At 70.8% G+C, this 22397-nt stretch carries 21 protein-coding genes and 3 pseudogenes; 14 read left to right on the top strand and 10 right to left on the bottom strand.

The window, feature by feature from the left end:
* Nucleotides 1–97 precede the first annotated feature (97 nt).
* Together EST92_RS21470 and EST92_RS21465 are read left to right on the top strand one after the other, a co-directional pair.
* Nucleotides 98–1210 (top strand): hypothetical protein, encoded by a 1113-nt coding sequence (locus EST92_RS21470; RefSeq protein ID WP_174244088.1) that lies wholly within the window; start codon nucleotides 98–100, stop codon nucleotides 1208–1210.
* A 10-nt stretch (nucleotides 1211–1220) separates the two neighbouring features.
* The gene (locus EST92_RS21465; RefSeq protein ID WP_239013191.1) at nucleotides 1221–1565 is read left to right on the top strand and encodes a rhodanese-like domain-containing protein; all 345 of its coding nucleotides are present in this window, start codon (nucleotides 1221–1223) and stop codon (nucleotides 1563–1565) included.
* A 159-nt stretch (nucleotides 1566–1724) separates the two neighbouring features.
* Here EST92_RS21465 and EST92_RS21460 read toward each other — a convergent pair whose 3' ends face one another.
* From EST92_RS21460 to paaA, 7 genes and pseudogenes are all read right to left on the bottom strand, one after another.
* Nucleotides 1725–2858, bottom strand: coding sequence for an acyl-CoA dehydrogenase family protein (locus EST92_RS21460; RefSeq protein WP_129282478.1), 1134 nt, complete (start codon nucleotides 2856–2858; stop codon nucleotides 1725–1727).
* A gap of 105 nt (nucleotides 2859–2963) precedes the next feature.
* Nucleotides 2964–3080: pseudogene (locus EST92_RS32310) on the bottom strand (IS481 family transposase); the annotation flags it as partial.
* Between the two features lie 130 nt (nucleotides 3081–3210).
* Complete coding sequence (gene paaE / locus EST92_RS21455) at nucleotides 3211–4254, bottom strand: 1,2-phenylacetyl-CoA epoxidase subunit PaaE (protein ID WP_129282477.1); 1044 nt, start codon at nucleotides 4252–4254, stop codon at nucleotides 3211–3213.
* Entirely contained in the window at nucleotides 4254–4751 is a 498-nt protein-coding gene (gene paaD / locus EST92_RS21450) for a 1,2-phenylacetyl-CoA epoxidase subunit PaaD (RefSeq protein ID WP_129282476.1), read from the bottom strand. The genes paaE and paaD overlap by 1 nt, the downstream gene beginning before the upstream one ends.
* Complete coding sequence (gene paaC, locus EST92_RS21445) at nucleotides 4745–5461, bottom strand: 1,2-phenylacetyl-CoA epoxidase subunit PaaC (RefSeq protein ID WP_129282475.1); 717 nt, start codon at nucleotides 5459–5461, stop codon at nucleotides 4745–4747. The genes paaD and paaC overlap by 7 nt, the downstream gene beginning before the upstream one ends.
* Nucleotides 5458–5796, bottom strand: a complete 339-nt coding sequence (paaB, locus tag EST92_RS21440; protein WP_006604471.1) for a 1,2-phenylacetyl-CoA epoxidase subunit PaaB — start codon at nucleotides 5794–5796, stop codon at nucleotides 5458–5460. The genes paaC and paaB overlap by 4 nt, the downstream gene beginning before the upstream one ends.
* Nucleotides 5793–6743, bottom strand: coding sequence for a 1,2-phenylacetyl-CoA epoxidase subunit PaaA (gene paaA, locus EST92_RS21435; RefSeq protein WP_129282474.1), 951 nt, complete (start codon nucleotides 6741–6743; stop codon nucleotides 5793–5795). Before paaA ends, paaB begins: the two co-directional genes overlap by 4 nt.
* Before the next feature lie 170 nt (nucleotides 6744–6913).
* Here paaA and EST92_RS21430 point away from each other — a divergent pair, with 170 nt between their 5' ends.
* From EST92_RS21430 to EST92_RS21420, 3 genes are all read left to right on the top strand, one after another.
* On the top strand, nucleotides 6914–7585 hold the full coding sequence (locus EST92_RS21430) for a DUF5819 family protein (RefSeq protein ID WP_129282473.1): 672 nt from the start codon (nucleotides 6914–6916) through the stop codon (nucleotides 7583–7585).
* Nucleotides 7586–7659: 74 nt separating this feature from the next.
* Nucleotides 7660–8988: an HTTM domain-containing protein gene (locus EST92_RS21425; RefSeq protein WP_254068940.1), complete on the top strand. Its 1329-nt coding sequence runs from the start codon at nucleotides 7660–7662 to the stop codon at nucleotides 8986–8988.
* Nucleotides 8985–9659: a TrmH family RNA methyltransferase gene (locus tag EST92_RS21420; protein WP_129247230.1), complete on the top strand. Its 675-nt coding sequence runs from the start codon at nucleotides 8985–8987 to the stop codon at nucleotides 9657–9659. The genes EST92_RS21425 and EST92_RS21420 overlap by 4 nt, the downstream gene beginning before the upstream one ends.
* Nucleotides 9660–9716: 57 nt before the next feature.
* Here the strand turns inward: EST92_RS21420 and paaN are convergent, their stop codons facing one another.
* On the bottom strand, nucleotides 9717–11399 hold the full coding sequence (gene paaN / locus EST92_RS21415) for a phenylacetic acid degradation protein PaaN (RefSeq protein ID WP_129282471.1): 1683 nt from the start codon (nucleotides 11397–11399) through the stop codon (nucleotides 9717–9719).
* A 147-nt stretch (nucleotides 11400–11546) separates the two neighbouring features.
* Here paaN and EST92_RS21410 point away from each other — a divergent pair, with 147 nt between their 5' ends.
* Together EST92_RS21410 and EST92_RS21405 are read left to right on the top strand one after the other, a co-directional pair.
* Entirely contained in the window at nucleotides 11547–13058 is a 1512-nt protein-coding gene (locus EST92_RS21410; protein WP_129282470.1) for a 3-hydroxyacyl-CoA dehydrogenase, read from the top strand.
* Between the two features lie 11 nt (nucleotides 13059–13069).
* Entirely contained in the window at nucleotides 13070–13660 is a 591-nt protein-coding gene (locus EST92_RS21405; RefSeq protein WP_006604478.1) for a TetR/AcrR family transcriptional regulator, read from the top strand.
* 49 nt (nucleotides 13661–13709) lie between these two features.
* Here the strand turns inward: EST92_RS21405 and EST92_RS21400 are convergent, their stop codons facing one another.
* The gene (locus EST92_RS21400) at nucleotides 13710–14246 is read right to left on the bottom strand and encodes an Lrp/AsnC family transcriptional regulator (RefSeq protein WP_129282469.1); all 537 of its coding nucleotides are present in this window, start codon (nucleotides 14244–14246) and stop codon (nucleotides 13710–13712) included.
* A 224-nt stretch (nucleotides 14247–14470) separates the two neighbouring features.
* On the opposite strand from EST92_RS21400, the gene pdhA reads away from it, so the two are divergent.
* From pdhA to EST92_RS21385, 3 genes are read left to right on the top strand one after another with little or no spacing between them, the layout of a single operon-like run.
* A complete protein-coding gene (gene pdhA, locus EST92_RS21395) occupies nucleotides 14471–15664 on the top strand; it encodes a pyruvate dehydrogenase (acetyl-transferring) E1 component subunit alpha (RefSeq protein WP_129282468.1) in 1194 nt (397 codons plus the stop codon).
* Nucleotides 15661–16695, top strand: coding sequence for an alpha-ketoacid dehydrogenase subunit beta (locus EST92_RS21390; protein ID WP_096213368.1), 1035 nt, complete (start codon nucleotides 15661–15663; stop codon nucleotides 16693–16695). The genes pdhA and EST92_RS21390 overlap by 4 nt, the downstream gene beginning before the upstream one ends.
* A complete protein-coding gene (locus tag EST92_RS21385) occupies nucleotides 16695–18302 on the top strand; it encodes a dihydrolipoamide acetyltransferase family protein (protein WP_129282467.1) in 1608 nt (535 codons plus the stop codon). The genes EST92_RS21390 and EST92_RS21385 overlap by 1 nt, the downstream gene beginning before the upstream one ends.
* A gap of 132 nt (nucleotides 18303–18434) precedes the next feature.
* Here EST92_RS21385 and EST92_RS21380 read toward each other — a convergent pair whose 3' ends face one another.
* Entirely contained in the window at nucleotides 18435–19400 is a 966-nt protein-coding gene (locus EST92_RS21380; RefSeq protein ID WP_129282466.1) for a WYL domain-containing protein, read from the bottom strand.
* Between the two features lie 96 nt (nucleotides 19401–19496).
* Between EST92_RS21380 and EST92_RS21375 the strand changes: the two genes are divergently transcribed.
* The 4 genes and pseudogenes from EST92_RS21375 to EST92_RS31830 form a co-directional block, all read left to right on the top strand.
* Entirely contained in the window at nucleotides 19497–19862 is a 366-nt protein-coding gene (locus EST92_RS21375) for a VOC family protein (protein WP_060944777.1), read from the top strand.
* Between the two features lie 87 nt (nucleotides 19863–19949).
* Nucleotides 19950–20937, top strand: a pseudogene (locus EST92_RS21370) (IS481 family transposase).
* A gap of 82 nt (nucleotides 20938–21019) precedes the next feature.
* On the top strand, nucleotides 21020–21943 hold the full coding sequence (locus EST92_RS21365) for an NTP transferase domain-containing protein (RefSeq protein WP_129282465.1): 924 nt from the start codon (nucleotides 21020–21022) through the stop codon (nucleotides 21941–21943).
* Nucleotides 21940–22397: pseudogene (locus EST92_RS31830) on the top strand (molybdopterin molybdenumtransferase MoeA); the annotation flags it as partial. The gene EST92_RS21365 and the pseudogene EST92_RS31830, both read left to right, overlap by 4 nt.

Genomic DNA, 22397 nt, shown 5'->3' with positions numbered 1-22397 from the left:
GGGCGGGAGGGATGGGGGGAGGGGGAGGGGGCCCCGGTCAGGAAAGGATCGGACGACCGTGGAGAGCCCGGTCCGGCATGGGCCGTACGCTGGCCGGGTGACGAACTCGCACGCGGAGAACGCGCAGGACGGCCAGCACCGACCCGACGTTTCGGGCACTCCTGACGCCCAGGCCGACCCGCAGGCATCGGACGCCCGCGGCGGCGGTCAGGGCGCCCACCTTGGTTATGGCGGTGGCCCGGAAGATCAGCTCGCGGACCTCGAGGCGGTGGGTCCGGAACCCGGTGAGCCGGCCGGTCCGCCCGCTGGCCAGACCGGAACGGCCGCCGAGGCGCCCGCAGGCTCGGCCGGGGCAGGAGCGGCCCCAGGTCCGGGCGCGGATCAGGGCGATCCAAGAGCTGAGCAGGGCGGCGCGCAGGATCAGCAGGCGGCGCAGGACGAGGCGACCAAGAGGCTGGCGAAGGCAGTGCTGGCTGCTGAGCAGGCGCTGATCGAGTTCGAGATCGCGGTGGAGACCTTCCGGGTGGAGGTCGAGAACTTCTCCCGCCTGCATCACCAGCGGCTCGGCCCCATGTACGCGCGGCTGGATGAGCTGGACGCGCAGATCGCCGAGGCGGTGGCAGCGCGTACGGGCGCCCCCGAGGACATCCGTAAGGCACGGGAGGCCCGGGCCTCGGTACTGCCGATGCCGGAGGTGGAAGAGCTGTTCCACGGCTGGATGGGGTCGGACGGGCTGTTTCCGGAGGCGCAGGCGATGCTCACCGAACAGTCGGTGCAGCCGCCGCAGAAGGTGCGGCCCAGCGAGGAGGCCCGCAAGGTCTACCGCGACCTGGTGCGCAAGGCCCACCCCGACCTGGCACGGGACGACGCGGAGCGGGCGCGGCGGGATGCGTTCATCGTGCGGGTCAATGCCGCGTACGCGCGGGGCGACGAGGCGGTGCTGCGTGAGCTGGCGCGGGAGTGGGAGGCCGGTCCCGCGCCAGTTGAGGAGCGGCTCAGCGAGAGCGAGGAGCTCTACGCCCGGTTGGAGTGGCTGGCCGAGCGCAAGGAACTGCTGGCTGCCGCGGCCACCGAGCTGGAGGAGAGCGCGATCGGCGCGATGATCAAGATGGCGCCGGAGGACCCGGACGCGCTGCTGGAGGAGATCGCCGAGAAGCTTCTCGCCGATGTCGCAGAACGCGAGAGCTACCTCGCGCAGCTGGTCGGGTAGCGTCGGGACCATGCAATTTGGTTCTGTGCCCACGGTCGATGTCGACGCACTCACGTCGGAGGACTTCCTTCTGGATGTGCGCGAGGACGACGAGTGGGAGGCGGGGCACGCCGAGGGTGCGCTGCACATCCCGATGAGCGAATTCGTTGCCCGGTACGGCGAGCTGACCGAGGCGGCTCCTGCGGACGGCAAGGTGCATGTGCTGTGCCGGGTCGGCGGGCGTTCGGCGCAGGTCGCCCAGTATCTGATCCAGCAGGGCGTCGATGCGGTGAACGTTGCGGGCGGCATGCAGGCCTGGGAAGCCGCTGGTCGACCCGTCTCGGACGGCAAGGGCGGCTCGGGGACGATCGTCTAGCCGGAGCCGCAGCCGGGACGAGAGCCGGAGCCGGGGCGAGGAGCGGCTGTCGTCGAGGGCCCGGTATCCCGGCGCCGGTCTGCCTGGACCCGGGGGTGGTTTCACGTGAAACCCACCACCGAGGTGTGCCCGATGCGCCGGTGCGCATGCGGTCTCTCCTTAGCCCAGTGGATGAGCCGCGAGCAGGTCGCCGAGGGCCTCCTCGTGGGCGGCGGCGGGGCCGAGGGAGAGCTCGAGCTGTTTGGCCCAGGCGTGGTAGCGGTGCAGTGGATAGTCGGTGTCGGCGCCGAAGCCGCCGTGCAGATGCTGGGCGGTCTGAACGACCCGGCGGACGCCCTCGGAGGCCCAGATCTTGGCGACCGCAACATCCCCGGCGGGTGGTAGCGGGCCGGCCGCGTCGGTCGTGATGCGCCAGGCCGCCTGCCAGAGGGTGGCCTCCATGGCGCGCAGGTCGATGAAGCGGTCGGCGGCCTGGACGGCAACGGCCTGGAAGGTGGCCACCGGGAAGCCGAACTGTTCGCGCTTGCTGGTGTAGTCACTGGTCATGGCAAGGACGCGCTCGCCGAGCCCCAGGGCGAGTGCGCAGGTGCCGGTGGTCAGGACATTGCGCAGCGACGCCCAAGCGGTGGCATCGCTGATCGTTTCCTGGGCACTGATGCGTACGGAGTCCAGGCGGACCGCGGCGTGACGCTCACCGTTGGTGGATATCTGGTCGTTGAGCGTGACGCCGGGGTGGGCGCGGGGCACGAGTGCGAGGACCGCATGGCCTTCGGGAGTGTGGGCGGGAAGCAGGATCCGGTCCGCCATCTGGGCCCAGGGGACGGCGATTTGGATGCCGTCGAGTATCCAGTCGGCGCCCTCCGGGCGGGCTTGCACGGCGAGTTCGGCCGGTTCATGCCCGCTGCGGCCGCCGGTGGCAACGGTCACGACGAGGTTCCCGGTGGCGATCCGGGGGAGGACCTCCGCCCGTAGCCCCTCGGCTCCGTAACGCTGGATGGTGAGTGCGGCGGCGCTGCACTCCAGCAGGGGGACGCGCGCCAGAACCTTGGCCGATTCGCGGAGGACGAGGCAGAGCGCGATTGCGTCCAGGCCTGCGCCGCCGTGCTCGGGTGCGATCGGCAGGCTCAGCAGGTCGGCGTCGGCGAGCTTGCGCCACAGTGCGCGGTCGAAGTCGTCGGCGACCGCACCGGGAGCGAGCGCGGGGCTGGGAACGCTGTCCGGGGCGACCCCGGAGAAGACGGCCTTCGCTGCTTCGGCGGCGGCCTGCTGCTCCTCGGTGAAGGTGAAGTCCACTGGTTTGCCCTCCCACGCGGCGCCTCGAACTGACGAAGCGTCAAGGTAGAACAGGTTGCAGGAATTGGGAATGGCGAATGCGATGGCAGGGCATGGGAGTGAGCCTCGAGTCGGGGCCCATCGGGGCGCGAGGCGTACTTTGATGATTCCTAGCTCAGTGCGGGACGGGGCGCGTCGCGGGCTGTGATGCGGGCGGTCTGAGCGGACCGTCATGCCGGCCTCGTTGAAGAGACGGCAACGGGTGGTCCAGCGCCGAGCCGTCGTGGGCGAGGCCTGGAACGCACGACCGTCTTTCTCAAGGTGCCTCGGCCGAGAGCTGCCTCACCCGCCACGGTCGCTCCAGCCAGAACGTCTAGCGGTCGAAGTCCAGCTCGACCTTCTCCGTGACCGGGTGGGACTGGCAGGCCAGGACGTACCCCGCGTCGACCTCGTCGGATTCCAGGGCGAAGTTGCGGTCCATACGGACCTCGCCGGTGACAAGGAAGGCGCGGCAGGTGCCGCAGACGCCGCCCTTGCAGGCGTAGGGGGCGTCTGCGCGGTTGCGCAGGACCGCTTCGAGCAGCGATTCGTTGTCGTGGACCGGCCAGGTGCCGGAGCGGCCGTCGAGGGTGGCGGTCACGGCGCTGTGTGCGGGGGTGGCGACGGCGGGGGGCGCAGAGGCGCCGTTGTCGATGTGGAAGATCTCTTCGTGGATGCGGGTGCGGGGCACTCCCAGGGCCCGAAGGGCGTGTTCGGCTCCCTGCACCAGGCCATGGGGGCCGCAGAGGTACCAGCCGTCGACGGAGTCGATCGTCAGCAGGGCGGGCAGGAGGGAGCGAAGCCGGGGCTCGTCCAGGCGGCCGGAGGGCAGGCCGGCTTGTTGTTCCTCGCGGGAGAGGGTGTGGATGAGCTGAAAACGCTGGGGGTAGCGGTCTTTGAGGTCGGCCACCTCCTCCAGGAACATCGTCGACGCCGCCGTGCGGTCGCTGCGGATGAGGCAGAAGTGGGCGTCCGGTTGTTGGGCGAGCAGGGTGGCGGCGATCGACAGCACGGGGGTGATGCCGCTGCCGCCGACGATGCCGACGAAGTGGCCGGGGCGCGGGTCGAGGGTGAACCGGCCGGCCGGGGCCATCACCTCCACCGTGTCGCCGACCGCGAGTTCCTTGAGTGCGTATGTCGAGAAGGTGCCGTCCTCGACGAGTCGGATGCCCACGCGGAGCACCGGCTCGTCGGTGGCCGGGGTGCAGATGGAGTACGTGCGGCGGATCTCCTGGCCGTCGACCACTCTGCGCAGTGCGATGTGCTGCCCGGGAGTGTGCCGGAAGGTGGTGCGCAACTCGGGCGGGACCGCGAAGGTGACGGCCACCGCATCGTCCGTGAGCCGCTCGATCTCCCGGACCTGGAGCGGGTGGAACATCACAACTCCTTGAAGTGGTCGAAGGGTTCGCGGCAGGACTCACAGCGGCGCAGTGCCTTGCACGCAGTGGAGGAGAACCGGCTCAGCAGGGTGGTGTCGGTCGATCCGCAGTGCGGGCAGCGGAGGGTGAGGTCGACGGGGACCGGTCCACCGGCCGGTCCGGTGGGGCGTGGGGGTGCGATGCCGAATTCGGCGAGCTTGCGGCGGCCTTCGGCGGTGATCGCGTCCGTGGTCCACGGGGGGCTGAGGACCGTGCGGACCTCGACCTCGGGGATGCCGTGGTCGTGCAGCACCCGCTCTATGTCGGCCGACATCGCCTCGATGGCGGGGCAGCCGGTGTACGTGGGGGTGAGCAGCACCTCGACCCGGCCCGGCGTCGTCAGCTGCACACCGCGCAGGATGCCCAGTTCGGCGAGGGTGAGCACGGGCAGCTCGGGGTCGGGAACGGAGCCGGCCAGCGCCAGCAGTTCCGCTTCGAGGGCCGTGGTGGTCACCATGTCGCCCCCGGGTGGCTGCGGTGGAGGTGCTGCATCTCGGCGAGCATCCGTCCGAACGATTCGGTGTGCAGGCCCTGGCGGCCCGCGCCGGCCGTCCAGGCGCCGTGCCGGGGGCCTTCCGGGACCGCGAGGGTCGCTTGCTCCAGGGTGCTGGTGATGCGTGTCGCCCAGCTGTCGTGCAGGGCCGCCCAGGGCACCGTCTCCAGGCCCTCCACCGGCTCGAACAGTTCGCCGGTGAAGCGCCAGAGGGCGTCCACCGCGCGTTGCATCCGGGTACGGCTCTCGTCGGTGCCGTCGCCCAGGCGCAGTGTCCACTGGTGGGCGTGGTCGCGGTGGTAGGCGACCTCCTTGACGGCCTTTCCGGCCAGTGGCGCCAACTCGCTTTCCGTGGCGGCGAGATGGTCGAAGAGCAGCTCCTGGTAGGTGGAGAAGTAGAGCTGGCGGGCGATGGTGTGGGCGAAGTCGCCGTTGGGCTGCTCGACGAGCTGGAGGTTGCGGAACTGCCGCTCCTCGCGCAGATAGGCCAGCTCGTCCTCGTCGCCGGCCAGGGAGAGCAGTATGCGGGCCTGGCCGAGCAGATCCAGGGCGATATTGGCCAGCGCGACCTCCTCCTCCAGGACCGGGGCGTGGCCGGCCCACTCGCCCAGGCGGTGGGAGAGGATCAGGGCGTCGTCCCCGAGGGGCAGGGCCGGGGTGGCGGTGATGTTCACAGGTGATGCACCCCGTCCGGGATCTCGTAGAAGGTCGGGTGACGGTAGGGCTTGTCGCCGGCCGGTTCGAAGAAGGCGTCCTTCTCGTCGGGCGAGGAGGCGGTGATCTGCGCGGAGGGCACCACCCAGAGGGAGACGCCTTCCGAGCGGCGGGTGTAGAGGTCCCGGGCGTTGCGCAGCGCCATCTCGGCGTCCGGCGCATGCAGGCTTCCGGCGTGGGTGTGCGAGAGGCCGCGGCGGCTGCGCACGAAGACTTCCCACAGGGGCCAGTCACCGGGCCGGGGGGCGGTGTCCGCGGCGGCCGTGGGGGTCTCGGCGGGGCGTGGTGTGGTCATCGGCTGGCCTTCCCGTGCTTGGCCGCGTGTGCGGCGGCTGCCTCGCGCACCCAGGCGCCTTCCTCGTGCGCCTGCCGCCGGCGGTTGATCCGCTGTTCGTTGCAGGGGCCGTTGCCCTTGAGGACCTCGCGGAATTCGGCCCAGTCGATCGCGCCGAATTCCCAGTGGCCGCGCTCGTCGTTCCACGTCAGGTCCGGGTCGGGGAGGGTGAGCCCGAGGGCCTCTGCCTGGGGCACGCAGATGTCCACGAAGCGCTGGCGCAGCTCGTCGTTGGAGTGCCGTTTGATCTTCCACGCCATGGACTGCGCGGAGTGCGCCGACTCGTCGTCGGGCGGGCCGAACATCATCAGCGACGGCCACCACCAGCGGTTCACCGCGTCCTGCGCCATGGCGTGCTGGGCGTCGGTGCCGCGGCTGAGGGTCAGCAGGAGTTCGTAGCCCTGGCGCTGGTGGAAGGACTCCTCCTTGCAGACGCGGACCATCGCGCGGGCGTAGGGGCCGTACGAGCAGCGGCACAGGGGGACCTGGTTGGTGATCGCCGCGCCGTCCACGAGCCAGCCGATGGCTCCGACATCGGCCCAGGTCAGGGTCGGGTAGTTGAAGATCGAGGAGTACTTCTGGCGGCCGGAGTGCAGCTTGTCGAGCAGCTCGTCGCGGCTGGTGCCCAGGGTCTCCGCTGCGCTGTAGAGATACAGGCCGTGGCCGGCCTCGTCCTGCACCTTGGCCATCAGGATCGCCTTGCGGCGCAGGGACGGCGCGCGGGTGATCCAGTTGGCTTCGGGCTGCATGCCGATGATCTCGGAGTGGGCGTGCTGCGCAATCTGCCGCACGAGAGTCGAACGGTAGGCGTCCGGCATCCAGTCCCGCGGCTCGATGCGCTCGTCCGCGGCCACGGTGGCGTCGAATACGGCCTCGCGAGCCGTCTCTTCCGGCGCGATCGTCGTCATGTGGTGCCCCCTCGCTGCTCCCGACCGACCGATCGTTCGGTTCAATGGTGAGTGGGCGGCTCTCGGGTGTCAAGCCTGTGGATAACGCGGGTGAGGGTGTGCCCGGCGTGGCCGCGTAGGTACCGTTCCGGAGCGGAGTTGGCCGCATGAATTCTGGGAACGGGGCGGGAATGCAGTCATACGGGGACGAATCGCGGCCATTGGCTGCGCTCTCGCTGCCCTCGCGGATCGTCATCGGGGTGGCGGCGTGTGCCCTGGCGGTCGTTGTCGCGATTCATCTGGCCATGATGTTTTTGCACGTCGCGCCGTCGAACACGCTCAGCCGACAGCAGGGCGCGCTGATCAGCGACTATGTGTATCCCGAGTACGAACAGAACTGGAAGCTGTTCGCGCCCAATCCCCTCCAGCAGAACATCGCGGTCCAGGTCCGCGGGCAGCTGCGCACCGAGGACGGCGCCGTGCGGACCACCGGCTGGACCGATCTGACCGCCCGCGACGGCCGCGCCATTCTCCACAACCCGCTGCCCAGCCACACCCAGCAGAACCAGCTGCGCCGCGCCTGGGAACTCTTCAGCAGCAGCCACAACGCGCAGAACCGCCCGGTCGGCCCCCGTGGTGAGCTGTCCGAGCGCTACATCCGGCGGCTCGTGCTGCTGCGGATGGAAGGTGAGTGGACCAGAGGCGGCGGCCGTGTCGAGCAGATCCAGGTCCGCTCGCAGACGACCGCGGTCACCCCGCCGCCGTGGAGCTCCGAGAAGATCAGCGACAAGCCCGTGTACCGCGTGCTGCCCTGGTGGCAGGTCACCGCAGACGACCTGCCCGAGGGGGCGAAGCACCAGTGACGTCACCGACGCCCCAGCAGCCTCAGCAGACGCCGGACGACCGGCAGCCCCCGCACCCCACGGAGCCGACCGACGTGCCTCAGCAAGCACAGGCACCACAGACGTCCCAGGAAGCCTCCCCCTACGAGGAGACCCGCATCGAGCGCGCCATCGGCCGCGGCTTCGGGCGCGTCACCGCACGGGCACTCGCCCCGTACCAGACCGCCGTGATCCGGATCGGCTTCTCGGCGACCTGGCTGCTGTTCCTGCTGCGCGAATGGCCGCACCGCGCGGTGCTCTACGGGCCCGACAGCCCCTGGAACCTGGACATGGCGCGCCGGCTCCTGGCCGGTAACCACGCCTTCTCGGTGCTGCCGTGGTCCGACAGCCGCGGTTGGTTCGAGTGTGTCTACCTCCTGGCCGTCGTGTCCGCCGCGCTGCTGATGCTCGGCTGGCGCACCCGCACCATGTCGGTGCTCTTCATGGTGGGCGTGCTCTCGCTGCAGAACCGCAGCATCTTCATAGGGGACGGCGGCGACAACGTCATCCACCTGATGGCGATGTATCTCGTGCTGACCCGGTGCGGGCAGGTCTGGTCGCTGGATGCACGCCGCGCCAAGAGGGCCGCGGTCGGCGCGGCGGCCTCCGGCACGGACGAAGCCGCCGGCGCCCCTGCCCGTGACCTGCCCGGAGTCGTCCTGTGGGCCGTACTCGGCCTCGCTCTGGCGGTCGCCCAGCTGAACGGCGGCTACGGCCTCACCTGGTTCGGGAACGGCCCGTTCCCGCACATCGGCTGGAGCCTGGTGTTCTGGGGGCTGTGGCTGACCCATGGCCTGTGGTGGGCGGTGCAGCGGTACGCGCCCGGCGAGCCGCGGATCGTGCTGGACACCCTCGCCAAGCTCGCCCACAACGGCGCGCTGCTGGTGATCATGGTCGAGGTGTGCCTGATCTACGCCACCGCCGGCTGGTACAAGATCCAGGGAAACCGCTGGCAGGACGGCACCGCGGTCTACTACCCGATGCACCTGGACTACTTCTCCCCCTGGCCGGGGCTGTCCGAGCTGCTCGGCAGCAACGGCGTGATGATCATGCTGATCACCTACGGCACGGTGATGGTGCAGGTCGCGTTCCCGTTCACGGTCTTCAACCGGCGGCTGAAGAATGTGCTGCTGGTCGTGATGATCTGCGAGCACCTCTCGATCGCGGTCCTGCTCGGACTCCCGTTCTTCTCGCTCGCGATGATCACGGCGGACGCGGTCTTCCTGCCGACGAATTTCCTCACCTGGCTTTCCGCGCGCGTCTCCGGCCTGCGGGAACGGCTGTTCCCACGCGGCCGGAAGCTCGGGCCGCCCCCCGGGACCGGGGACGGTGAGCCGCCGGCCCGTACGGAGCACGGCGGCGGTGGCCATACGCTCGTGGGGTGAGCAGCGAGAAAACCGCCCCCGCCGAGCCCCTCCAGTACGACGAGGGGTACGGGACCCAGATCGGCGTCGGACCGCACCCGGAGCCCTGGCCGCAGGACGACCGGCTCGACCCCGAGCTGCTCGCGCACGGCGACCGCCGCAACGTCGTCGACGAGTACCGCTACTGGACGCGGGAGGCGATCGTCGCCGATCTCGACACCCGCCGCCATGACTTCCATGTGGCCGTCGAGAACTGGGGCCACGACTTCAACATCGGCTCGGTGGTGCGGACCGCGAACGCGTTCCTGGCCAAGGAGATCCATATCGTCGGGCAGCGCCGCTGGAACCGCCGCGGCGCGATGGTGACCGACCGCTACCAGCACGTCCGCCACCACCCGGACACCGCGGATCTCACCGCCTGGGCGGCGGCCGAGGAGCTGCCGATCATCGGAATCGACAATCTCCCCGGCTCCGTACCGCTGGAGACGACCGAGCTGCCGCGGCGTTGTGTGCTGCTCTTCGGCCAGGAGGGACCGGGACTGACCGAGGAGGCGCGCCGGCACGCCTCGTTGGTCTGCTCGATCGCGCAGTTCGGCTCGACCCGCTCGATCAATGCGGGGGCCGCAGCCGCCATCGCGATGCATGCCTGGATCGGCCGCCATGCGCGGATCGAGGGGCCACCGGCCCGCTGATCGAGCGATAGGAGGCCCGGAAGAACGCTCCGGGCCCCCGTCCGACCCCGGCTGCCGTCATGCCTGCCGCCGCACCTCCACCGTTCGGAAGCGGTTCGCCACGAAGGCGCCGTCGCACAGCACCGCATTGGCCGCCGGGTTGCCGCCCGAGCCGTGGAAGTCCGAGAACGCCGCGGTCTGGTTCACATAGACCCCGCCGGTCAGATTCAGCGACAGCTGGGCGCACTCCTCCAGACAGGCCTCCTCCACCAGCTGCTCGACCTCGGCGGAGGTGGTGTACGCGCCGACCGTCATGGCTCCCTTGTCGCGGACCGTGCGCCGCAGCAGATCCACCGCGTCGGCCGCGGAATCGACGGCCACCGCGAAGGACACCGGGCCGAAGCACTCCGACAGATAGGCCGCCTCGGCATCCGGCTTGGCCCCGTCCAGCTTGACGATCACCGGGGTGCGGACCGTGGCCCCGGGGAATTCGGGGTTGGCCACCTCGCGGGAGGCCAGGGCCACCTCCCCGATCCCGGCCGCCGCCTCGATCCGCTCCTTGACCTGCGGATTGACGAGGGCGCCCAGCAGGGCATTGGCCCGCGCATCATCGCCCAGCAGCCCGCTCACCGCGCCCGCGAGATCGTTGACGACCTCGTCGTACGACTTCGGCCCGGCGTCCGTGGTGATGCCCTCGCGCGGGATCAGCAGATTCTGCGGGGTGGTGCACATCTGGCCGCTGTAGAGCGACAGCGAGAAGGCGAGGTTGCCGAGCATGCCCCTGTAGTCGTCGGTGGAGTCGATGACGACGGTGTTGACGCCGGCCTTCTCCGTGAAGACCTGCGCCTGCCGGGCATGCGTCTCCAGCCACTCGCCGAAGGCGGTCGAACCGGTGTAGTCGATGATGCGGACCTCGGGGCGGACGGCCAGGGTCTTGGCCAGGCCCTCCCCCGGCTTGTCCACGGCCAGGCACACCAGATCGGCGGGGAAGCCGGCGTCTTCGAGCACCTCGCGGGCCACCTTGACGGTCAGCGCCAGCGGCAGCACGGCCCGCGGATGCGGCTTGACCAGCACCGGGTTGCCGGTCGCCAGGGAGGCGAACAGGCCCGGATAGCCGTTCCACGTCGGGAAGGTGTTGCAGCCGATCACCAGGGCGACGCCGCGCGGCACGGGCGTGAAGCTCTTGCTCAGCTCCAGCGGATCGCGTTTGCCCTGCGGCTTGGACCACGGTGCCTGCTGTGGGGTGCGGACCTGCTCGGCGTACGCGTACGCCACCGCCTCCAGGCCGCGGTCCTGGGCATGCGGCCCGCCCGCCTGGAACGCCATCATGAAGGCCTGCCCGCTGGTGTGCATCACGGCCTGGGCGAACTCATGGGTGCGCGCGCTGATCCGGGCCAGGATCTCCAGGCACACCGCCGCGCGCGCCTCGGGCCCGGCGTCCCGCCAGACGGGGAGCGCGGCGCGCATGGCCGGCAGCAGGACCTCCGCATCCGGATGCGGATAGGTGATGCCCAATTCCGGTCCGTACGGAGAGACCTCCCCGCCAGTCCAGTCGTCGGTGCCGGGCTGGTCGAGCTCGAACCGCTTGCCGCGCAGCGCCTCGAAGGCGGCCAGCCCGTCCGGTGCGGCGGTCTCGCCGTACGCCTTCGGGTGCTCGGGGTGCGGGGACCAGTACGCGCGGGTGCTGATCGCCTCCAGCGTCCGGTCGAGGGTCGGGCGGTGCTTCTCGATCAACTGCGCTGCGGTCATTTCGGCGGCCATCGAAGACCAACTCCTCGTCGAGCCGGGCGGAGAGTGGACAGGGGCTGGGTGCGCACAGGGCAACGGAGTTAGAGTAACCGAACGATCGGTCGGGGCAAGAGGGCCCGGCCCGCCTGTGGAAAAGTCGGTCGGGGAGGATCAGCTGGCATGACGGCAATCGGGACCAGCAACACCGTGGCAGTGGTGGGTACCGGCACCATGGGACAGGGCATTGCGCAGGTGGCGCTGGTCGCCGGCCATCGCGTACGGCTCTATGACACGGCCCCCGGGCGCGCCGGGCAGGCCGCCGGGGAGATCGTGCGGCGGCTGGACCGGCTCGTCGGAAAAGGCCGGATCTCTGTGGCGGACCGGGACGCCGCCGCCGGCCGGCTCTCCCCCGCCGCGGAGCTCGCGGAGCTGGCCGACGCGGCGCTGGTCATCGAGGCGATCCTGGAGCAACTCACCGCCAAACAGGAGCTGTTCGCCGCCCTGGAGGACATCGTGGCGGCGGATTGCCTGCTGGCCACCAACACCTCCTCGCTGTCCGTGACGGCCGTCGCGGGACGGCTGCGCCATCCCGGCCGCTGTGTGGGCCTGCACTTCTTCAACCCCGCGCCGCTGCTGCCCCTGGTCGAGGTGATCAGCGGTTTCGCCACCGACGAGGCGGCCGCCGCCACCGCGTACGACACCGCCGCGGCCTGGGGAAAGAAGCCGGTGCGCTGCGCCGATACCCCCGGGTTCCTCGTCAACCGCATCGCCCGCCCCTTCTACGCCGAGGCCCTGCGCGCCTACGAGGAGCGGACCGCCGACCCCGCCACCATCGATGCGGTGCTGCGCGACGGCACCGGCTTCAAGATGGGGCCCTTCGAGCTGACCGACCTCATCGGGCAGGACGTGAACGAGGCAGTCACCCACTCCGTGTGGAACGCCTTCTTCCAGGACCCGAAGTTCACGCCCTCCCTGGCGCAGCGCCGCCTGGTGGAGTCCGGACTGCACGGCCGCAAGTCGGGGCGCGGTTGGTTCGACTACTCCGAGGGTGCTCGCCGGCCCGCACCGCAGACCGCCGGTCCCTGCCCGGCACCGGGGTCCGTCGCCCTGCATGCGACGCTGCCCGGCCCGGCGGCGGTGCTGCCGGAACTGATCGAGGAAGCGGGCATCAAGATCACCCAGGACGGCACGCCGTCCGGGCCGGAGGGCGTGATCCGGCTGCCCGGCGGCGCCCGTCTGGCGCTCACCAACGGCCGTCCGGCGACGAACCGGGCCGACGGCAGGTACATCCGCTTCGATCTGTCGCTCGACTACCGGGCCGCGACCCGGATCGCCCTGGCCGCCTCGGCGGAGGCCTCCGAGGTGGACCTCGCGGAGGCCGTGGGGCTCTTCCAGGCGCTCGGCAAACAGGTCAGCGTGATCGACGACGTGCCCGGCATGATCGCCGCCCGGACGATCGCAATGATCATCGACTTCGCCGTGGACGCGGCGGCCCGGGGAGTGGCGACCCCCGAGGACATCGACACGGCCATGCGGCTGGGCGTGAACTATCCCGGCGGCCCCCTGGAGTGGGCCGAGCGGCTCGGCGCCCGGTGGGTGTGGGATCTGCTGGAGGCGATGTATCACCACAACGCCGGCGGACGCTACGTACCGTCCTGGGCGCTGAGGCGCCGTGCGGACCTCGAGGAGTAGGTGCTCTAATCATGACCATGGCCAAGCGCGACACCTATACGCCCGATTCGCTGCTCGCGGTCGCCGTCGAGGTGTTCATCGAGCGCGGCTACGACGGCACCTCCATGGAGCACCTCTCCAAGGCGGCCGGCATCTCGAAGTCCTCCATCTACCACCATGTGCGCAGCAAGGAAGAGCTGCTGCGCCGCGCCATAAGCCGCGCCCTGGACGGGCTCTTCGGCGTGCTGGAGGAGCCGGGCGCGCTCCAGGGCCGGGCGATCGAGCGGCTGGAGCACGTCACCCGGCGGGTGGCCGAGGTGCTGATGGACGAACTCCCCTATGTGACGCTGCTGTTGCGGGTGCGGGGAAATACGGACACCGAGCGGTGGGCCATGGAACGCCGCCGGGAGTTCGACCACGAGGTCTCCGATCTGCTCAAGCGGGCCGCCGCCGACGGTGACCTGCGGGACGACGTGGACATCCGGCTGGCCACCAGGCTGCTCTTCGGCATGATCAACTCGATTGTGGAGTGGTACCGGCCGGGGCGCGGCGGCGCGGCGAGCCGTGACGAGGTCGCCGACGCCGTGGTGCGTACGGCTTTCGCGGGGCTGCGCAAGCCCTGAGGCGCCCGCCGGACGTCTGCTGACCCCGCCGGGCAGGTCCCCGGCGGGGTCAGTCTTCCTCGGGCCCGAGGTCGGTCTCCTCGAAGACCAGCAGCGTGCGGGTGCTGAGCACTTCCGGTATCGACTGGATCCGGGTGAGAACAAGCTCCCGCAGTTCGCGGTTGTCCTTGGTGTGGACCAGCAGCAGTACATCGAAATCGCCGCTGACCAGCGCGATGTGGGTGGCTCCGGGCAGCGCTGTGAGCTGCTTGCGCACGGTGCGCCAGGAGTTCTGCACGATCTTCAGCGTGATGTACGCGGAGGCGCCCTGACCTGCGCGTTCCTGGTCGACCAGGGCGCTGAAGCCGCGGATCACGCCGTCGTCCAGCAGCCGGTTGATCCGTGCGTAGGCGTTGGCGCGCGAGACGTGCACCCGCTCGGCCACGGAGCGTATCGACGCGCGTCCGTCGGTCTGCAGCATGCGGAGGATCGAGCGGTCGATGGTGTCCAGCGGGCGCGCGGGCGGGACGGGCGCGGCACCGTCCGTCGGCGGCTGCCCGCCGGACGGTGTCTGCCCACCGGAATTGGCCATCTGTTCGTCCGGCATGTGCTCCCGCCTCCCCTTTGTGGACGCCCTGCCTTCATCTCAAGCTGTGGAGAACCGTTTGTCCACAGGCTGAACCCACCCGTAGCCAAAATGCATCAGCGACCGAACAATCGGTAGGGCAGGGCGAACCCGTCCTGACCGAATGCATCCTGCCCACCCGCCGTGCGCCCACCACCCTCAGGAGGCGCATCGCGCCACCCCTTCGATCCGAGGAGGTGCTCGACATGACGGTCCTTGAGCAGCCCGGCAGCAGCAGGAACACGAGCAGCCTGGCCGGCCCGCCGCCCTCCTGGCGGCCGCGCACCGACCCCGCGCCTCTCCTGCCCGACGCGGAGCCGTACCGCCTTCTGGGGACGGACGCCGCCGCCCGGCTCGACTCCGGACTGCTGACCCGGCTGTACGCCCAGCTGGTGCGCGGCCGCCGGTACAACGCGCAGGCCACGGCCCTGACCCGGCAGGGGCGCCTGGCGGTCTATCCGTCCTCCACCGGGCAAGAGGCCTGCGAGGTCGCCGCGGCGCTGGCCCTCGAAGAGCGGGACTGGCTCTTCCCGAGCTACCGCGACACCCTCGCCGCAGTGGTCCGCGGCCTCGACCCCGTCCACGCGCTGACCCTGCTGCGCGGCGACTGGCACAGCGGCTACGACCCGCACGAACACCGCATCGCGCCCCTGTGCACCCCGCTCGCCACCCAGCTCCCGCATGCCGTGGGCCTGGCGCACGCCGCCCGGCTCAAGGGCGACGAGGTGGTGGCGCTGGCGATGGTCGGCGACGGCGGCACGAGCGAGGGCGACTTCCACGAGGCGCTGAATTTCGCGGCCCTCTGGCAGGCGCCGGTGGTCTTCCTCGTCCAGAACAACGGCTTCGCGATCTCCGTGCCGCTCGCCAAGCAGACCGCCGCACCGTCCCTGGCCCACAAGGCGGTCGGCTACGGCATGCCGGGCCGCCTGGTGGACGGCAATGACGCACCCGCGATGCACGAGGTGCTCACCGAGGCCGTGCAGCGGGCCCGCCGGGGCGGCGGCCCCACCCTGGTCGAGGCCGTCACCTACCGCATCGAGGCGCACACCAACGCCGACGACGCCACCCGCTACCGCAGCGAGTCCGAGGTCGAAATCTGGCGGGCACACGACCCGATAGCCCTCCTGGAGCGCGAGCTCGCAGCCCGCGAGCTGTTGACCGACGCATTCGTCGCCGACACCCGGGAGAGCGCCGAGCAACTGGCGGCCGACCTCCGGGAGCGGATGAACGCCGACCCGGAGCTGGACCCGATGGACCTGTTCACCCATGTATTCGCCGAGCAGACCAGCCAACTGCGTGCCCAGGCCGCCCAGTTGCGCGCCGAGCTGGACGCCGAGGACGCCGGGCACACCGAGGACACGGCGGGCGCCGGCGGCGGTGCCGAGGAGGCCAGGCCATGACGACCACCGTTCCGGCGACCACGCGCAAGCCCGCCACCATGGCGCAGGCGCTGACCCGCGCCATGCGCGACGCGATGGCCGACGATCCGTCCGTGCACGTCATGGGCGAGGACGTCGGCACCCTGGGCGGCGTCTTCCGGGTCACCGACGGCCTCGCCAAGGAATTCGGCGAGGACCGCTGCACGGACACCGCGCTCGCCGAGGCCGGCATCCTGGGCACCGCCGTCGGCATGGCGATGTACGGGCTGCGGCCGGTCGTCGAGATGCAGTTCGACGCGTTCGCCTACCCGGCGTTCGAGCAGTTGATCAGCCATGTCGCCCGGATGCGCAACCGCACCCGCGGCGCCCTGACGATGCCGCTGACCATCCGCGTCCCCTACGGCGGCGGGATCGGCGGGGTCGAGCACCACAGCGACTCCTCCGAGGCGTACTACCTCGCCACTCCGGGCCTCCAGGTCGTCACCCCGGCGACTGTTGAGGACGCCTACGGGCTGCTGCGGGCCGCCATCGCCTCCGACGACCCGGTCGTCTTCCTGGAGCCCAAGCGGCTGTATTGGTCGAAGGCCGACTGGTCGCCGGATGCGCCCACCGAGGTCGCCCCGCTGGGGCGCGCCGCGGTCCGGCGCCGCGGCAGCAGCGCCACCCTGATCACGTACGGCCCGTCGCTCCCGGTCTGCATGGAGGCCGCCGAGGCCGCCCGGGCCGAGGGCTGGGACCTGGAAGTGGTCGATCTGCGCTCGCTGATGCCGTTCGACGACGACACCGTCTGCGCCTCGGTGCGGCGCACCGGGCGGGCCGTGGTCGTCCATGAGTCCAACGGGTTCGGCGGTCCCGGAGGGGAGATCGCCGCACGGATCACCGAGCGCTGTTTCCACCACCTGGAGGCGCCGGTGCTGCGCGTCGCCGGGTTCGACATCCCTTATCCGCCCCCCATGCTGGAGCGGCACCATCTGCCGGGCGTGGACCGGATCCTGGACACCGTCGCCCGCCTCCAGTGGGAGTCGGACTGGACCGCCGGAGGTGGTGAGTGATGGCCGTGGTGCGCGAATTCACCCTGCCCGACCTGGGGGAGGGCCTCACCGAGGCGACGATCGTCCACTGGCTGGTCGAGGTCGGCGAGGTGGTGGCCATCGACCAACCGGTGGTGGAGGTCGAGACCGCCAAGGCGATGGTGGAGGTGCCCTGCCCCTACGGAGGCGTGGTGACCGCCCGCTTCGGCGAGGAGGGGGCCGAAGTCCCGGTGGGCGAACCGCTGGTGACGGTCGCGGTGGGGGCGGTGCCGGATGATCTGGCGGAAGCCGCACCCACTACGGAGCCGAGCTCCGGGACGGGTACACAGGGTGCTGGGCCCGAGGCGGGCGCTGCGGCCGCGCCGCCCGCTTCCACGACGGCCCCCGGTTCGTCCGCGGAGGGCGCGGCGGACTCCGGGTCCGGAAATGTGCTCGTCGGGTACGGCACCGGTGCGGCGGCGGTGCGGCGGCGCCGGATCCGTCCCGGGGGAGCGAGCCCCCTGGGCGGAGCGCAGCGGGCGCCCGGAGGGGCGGCGAAGGGACCGGCCGCGGCCGCAGCGGCCGATCATGCACCGGGTGGCTCGGGCGAGGTGCACGCCGAGGCGGCCCCCGTGGTGCCGGCCGGGGCAGCCGGTACCACCGGGGCGAACGGGATCGTCGGAGCCGGGGCGGAGGAGGCAGGCAGCCGTACGGTGCCCGTCATCTCCCCGCTGGTGCGCCGGATGGCGCGGGAAAACGGTCTGGATCTGCGTGAGGTGACGGGCTCCGGACGCGATGGGCTGATTCTGCGTACGGACGTGGAGTGCGCCATCCGGGAGCGGCGGGAGCGGGAGCTGCCGGGGGCCGCCCCCCTCCCCGGGCGGGCCGTGACGCCTGCCGCGCCCCTCCCCGGGGCCGCGAGGCCGGCCGGGGCGGCAGCCGGGGCCGGTGTCCTGCCGGACGAGGAGCGGATCCCGCTGAAGGGGATGGTCGGTGCGGCCGCGGAGAAGTTCAGCCGCAGCCGCCGGGAGATCCCCGAGGCGACCTGCTGGGTGGACGCCGATGCCACCGAACTCCTCGCCGCCCGTAGGGCGATGAATGTGCCGGGTGCCCCCAAGGTGTCGCTGCTCGCCCTGCTGGCCCGGATCTGCACGGCCGCCCTTGCGCGCTTTCCCCAGCTCAACGCCACCGTGGACACCAAGGCCCAGGAGATCGTGCGGCTGCCCGCCGTCCATCTGGGCTTCGCGGCGCAGACCGAGCGCGGCCTGGTGGTGCCGGTCGTACGGGACGCACATGCCCGTACGGTCGAGGAGCTGTCCGTGGAGATCGCCCGGCTCACCGAGACCGCACGGGCCGGCGGGCTCTCCCTGGCCGAGCTGACGCACGGCACCTTCACCCTCAACAACTACGGCGTCTTCGGCGTCGACGGCTCCACGCCGATCATCAACCACCCGGAGGCGGCGATGCTCGGCGTCGGCCGGATAGCCGCCAAACCCTGGGTGCACGAAGGCGAGTTGGCCGTCCGGCAGGTCGTGCAGCTCTCGCTCACCTTTGATCACCGGGTGTGCGACGGCGGCACGGCAGGCGGCTTCCTGCGGTTCGTGGCCGACTGCGTGGAACAGCCCGCACTGTTGCTACGGACGCTGTGACCGGGCGGCTGGTGGCGACGGCGGACAGGCCGGCGACGGCGGGAGCGCCGGGCGGCAACGGCGGGGGCGCCGCCACCCTGCTAGCTGTACTGACCGGGCACGTTGATTGAGAACAGGGGACCTGTTCGGCAATCACGATGCGGGGGTTGAGTGTCTGTCAGCCAGGTCCCTGGCGAGCTGACTGATGCGTGCGCGGGCCGTCTCAGGGGCGAGCACCTCGATGTGGTCGCCGAACTGAAGAAGCTGACGCACCGACTCGATGTCGGGGTAGCGCACGACGACGACGCACGAGCCTTTTTCCGCGTCGGAGACATGGTGGATGCGGGTGCCGAGGATGCGCCGCGCCAGGTCGAGACCCTTTTCCGGCAGGCGGATGGTCACGCTCACGCGATCTTGCTCCTCAGTGCGTTTCTTCAACTCGGCCCATCTGGTGCGGAGGGTTTCGCCTGGTTGGAGCACGGCTGGTGCGTCTAGCTGTTCGAAGGCCGACAGTCGTTCCAGAGCGAGCAGCCGGCTGTCGCCCTGGTCATCGGCGACGAGATACCAGCGACCTGATTTCGCCACGATCCCGTACGGGTCGACCACCCGTGTCGAGGCCTGGCTCTCGGCGCTGCGCCGGTACTGGATTCGAAGGCGTCGCCGGTGTCGCAGGGTCGAGGCCAGATCCGATACTTCGACCGCTGCCTCGGGGGCAGCAAACCACGCGGTGCTGTCGACAAGCACCAGGTCAGCCAGCCGCAGTGGGCTCGGCGACTCAGGTGCAGCAGCCTGGCGGGCGGCGATCTTGCGCTCGGCCGACTCCCACACCGCAGTTAGACCCATTCGCTCACGTAGTGCGCTGTCCAAGCCGGCCACGGATAGGGCCTCCAGTTCTGGTGGTTCCAGATGGGATGCGTTGAGCCGTGCACTGGGGAGCAGGACGATCCCGCCGTTCCGCCCACGTTCGGCATAGACGGGCACGCCCGCTGTCGATAGCGCCTCGACGTCCCGCAGCACAGTCCGCCGGGACACCTCAAGACGCGCGGCGAGCTCCGTGGTAGTGAGCCGCTGACGGGTCTGCAGGAGCAGCAGGAGATGCAGGAGCCTTGAAGCCTTCATGCTTACCCATGTTCTCAGAAAAGGTGACAGGTTCCGTCGCGATTGGGTGATCCGCTGGGTGCTGGACCGAGTAATCAACGAGTTGAGGAGCACTCCATGCCCGCACCGAACCTGTTCCTGATCGGCGTCCGCGACGCCGAGGCCGCCACCGCTTTCTACAGCGACCTGTTCGAGATCGAACCGACCTTCACCAGTCCCCACTACGTAGCCTTCGAAGCTGCCCCCGGTGTCCTGTTCGCACTGTGGACGGGCTACAGCGAGCACGCGGTCCCGAGCCTCCCTCGTACGACAGAGATCGGACTCATGGTGCCGGGGCCATCGGAGGCGATTGACGAGATCTTCACGAGGTGGGCCTCGAAGGGGGTCCACGTTGTGCAGGAGCCGCATGATGCTGTCTTCGGCCGCACGTTCGTGATTACGGACCCTGACGGCAACCTCATCCGAGTCTCCCCGGTCGACTGATCTGCACTATCCCTCCTCGCATATCTCCAAGCTGAAGGGCCGGCCACACACCATGGCCGGCCTTTCAGCCTGTCTAGGAGCTCAGAAATGTCGCATTCGAACGCGGCCCTCACCCCGCGTCACCGGCTGAAAGTCGCTCGACTCGTCGCTGACGACGGCTGGCCAGTCAGCGAAGTGGCGGCCCGCTTCCAGGTGTCCTGGCCGACTGTGAAGCGCTGGGTCGATCGCTACCTCGCAGGCGAGTCCATGCAGGACCGATCCTCACGACCGCGGAGCTCTCCGGCCAAGACACCCAAGACCGTGACGAAGAGGTGCGTCAGCCTGCGACTACGTCTGCGGGAAGGGCCGGTCCAGCTCGCTGCGAGACTCAATATCGCCCCCGTCGACAGTGCATCGAATCCTGCGATCGGCCCGCCTGAACCGACTCGCCTACGTCGACCGTGAGACCGGTGAGCCCGTCCGCCGGTATGAGCACGACCATCCGGGATCACTGGTGCACGTGGACGTGAAGAAGCTCGGGAACATCCCCGACGGTGGCGGCTGGCGCTACGTCGGCCGCCACCAAGGCGAGAAGCACCGCGCCGCGACGCAGAGCAAGTCACGCAACGCCTACGGCGGCCCGAAGGTCGGATACGCATTCGTGCACACCGTCATCGACGACCACTCCCGCGTCGCCTACACCGAGGTCCACGACGACGAAACAGCCGTCACCGCCGTCGGCTTCCTGCACCGGGCTGTCGACTGGTTCGCTTACCGTGGCGTCACCATTGAGAGGGTCCTGTCGGACAACGGCGGCGCGTACCGCTCGTACCTGTGGCGCGACAACTGCGAAGCGCTTTCGATCACCTCGAAGTTCACGCGCCCTTACCGCCCGCAGACGAACGGGAAGGTCGAGCGCTTCCACCGCACCATGGCCGATGGCTGGGCCTACGCCCGCTGCTACACCAGTGAGCAAGAACGACGCGACGCACTGGCCGGTTGGCTCCACCAGTACAACCACCACCGGCCCCACACCGCGTGCGGCAACCAGCCGCCATTCTCACGATTGATCAACGTGCCCGGTCAGTACAGCTAGCCGGCCGCCGCTGTGGCACAGCCGACACCCGCCGCGGCTCCGGCAGCGGCGTGATCCCCGTACCCCTGGCCATACTCAAGGGGTGAACGACCACACCGACTACGACGCCATCGTGCTGGCCGGAGGTGCGGCCCGGCGGCTCGGCGGGGCGGACAAGCCCGCGCTGTCCGTCGGCGGCCGGCCCCTGCTGGACCGGGTGCTCGCCGCCTGCCCCGATGCGGCGAGCACCGTCGTCGTCGGCCCCGGCCGCCCGACCGCCCGGCCCGTCGTCCGTGCCCTGGAGGACCCGCCCGGCGGTGGCCCGCTCGCCGCGTTGGAAGCCGGCCTGCGGCACACCACCGCCCCCGTGGTGCTGGTCCTCTCCGCCGACCTCCCGTTCCTGACCGCAGCGACCGTGCACGACCTCCTGGCGGCGGCGACGGCAGGCGGCCCAGGACCGGGCGGGGGTGCCGCGCCGCGCGACGGGGCGATGCTCCGGGACGCCTCGGGGCGGGACCAGCCGCTGGTGGCGGCCTATCGGTCCGGGCCGCTGCGCCGGGAGCTGGCGCGGTTGCGGGCCGGGCACGGCACCCTGGCCGGTCTGCCGCTGCGTGCGCTGTGGGCCGAGTTGGTGCTCGAACGGGTCACGGACGACCGGTCCACGGCCTCCTTCGACTGCGACACCTGGGAAGACATCGACGCGGCACGCGCCCGTATCAGGGAGCATGGCACCGTGCTGGACGAATGGATCACCGCAGTCAAGGCCGAACTGGGCATCGAGCTCGATGTCGACACGGCAGCGCTTCTCGACCTCGCGCGGGACGCGGCGCACGGCGTGGCACGCCCGGCCGCCCCGCTGACGACCTTTCTGGTCGGTTATGCGGCGGGCCAACAGGGCCGGAACGTGCAGGAACTGACCGACCGGGCCGCCGCTCTGGCGAACCGCTGGGCGGCGGAGGCCGAGGGGACCGAGGGTGCGGCCCGGTCCGGCGGTGCCCCCGGTGACGAAGCGAAGCCCGCGGAATGAACGACGGACAGTCGGGCGGCACGAGGGGCGAGCCGGCGGGCGCCACCCCTGACGAGGGGTGCTCCCTTGGCGGCGACCCCTTCGACGATGCGCTCGCGCTGGTCAACAGCCCGGGGCAGCCGCGCGTACGCCCCGGCGCCGAGGCCGCGACCGTCCGGACGCCGTACGCCGCCCGCGGGTCCTCGGCCGGCGAAGGCGGTGCCCCCTACACGCCCGACGGCCCCCACGCGCCAGGCGACCCCTGCATGCCCGCGACCCGGCCCCGGGCCGCCGGCGACCCCTACACACCGGATGACCCGTTCGCGCCCGGCGACCCCTTCGCCTCCGACGGCCCCGGTGTCCACGGAAACCGCTCCGGCCCCACTGGCCCCATTGGCCCCGCCGTACCGGACGGCGCGGGCGCATCCGCGCGGCCCGCGGTGGCGGCGGGCCTACCGCTCCCCCGAGGCGTGCC

This window comes from Streptomyces sp. TM32 (assembly GCF_004122755.1).
GTDB lineage: Bacteria > Actinomycetota > Actinomycetes > Streptomycetales > Streptomycetaceae > Streptomyces > Streptomyces sioyaensis.
Note: the sequence above shows the minus strand (reverse complement) of the source record. Positions and strands in the feature narration are given on the sequence as shown.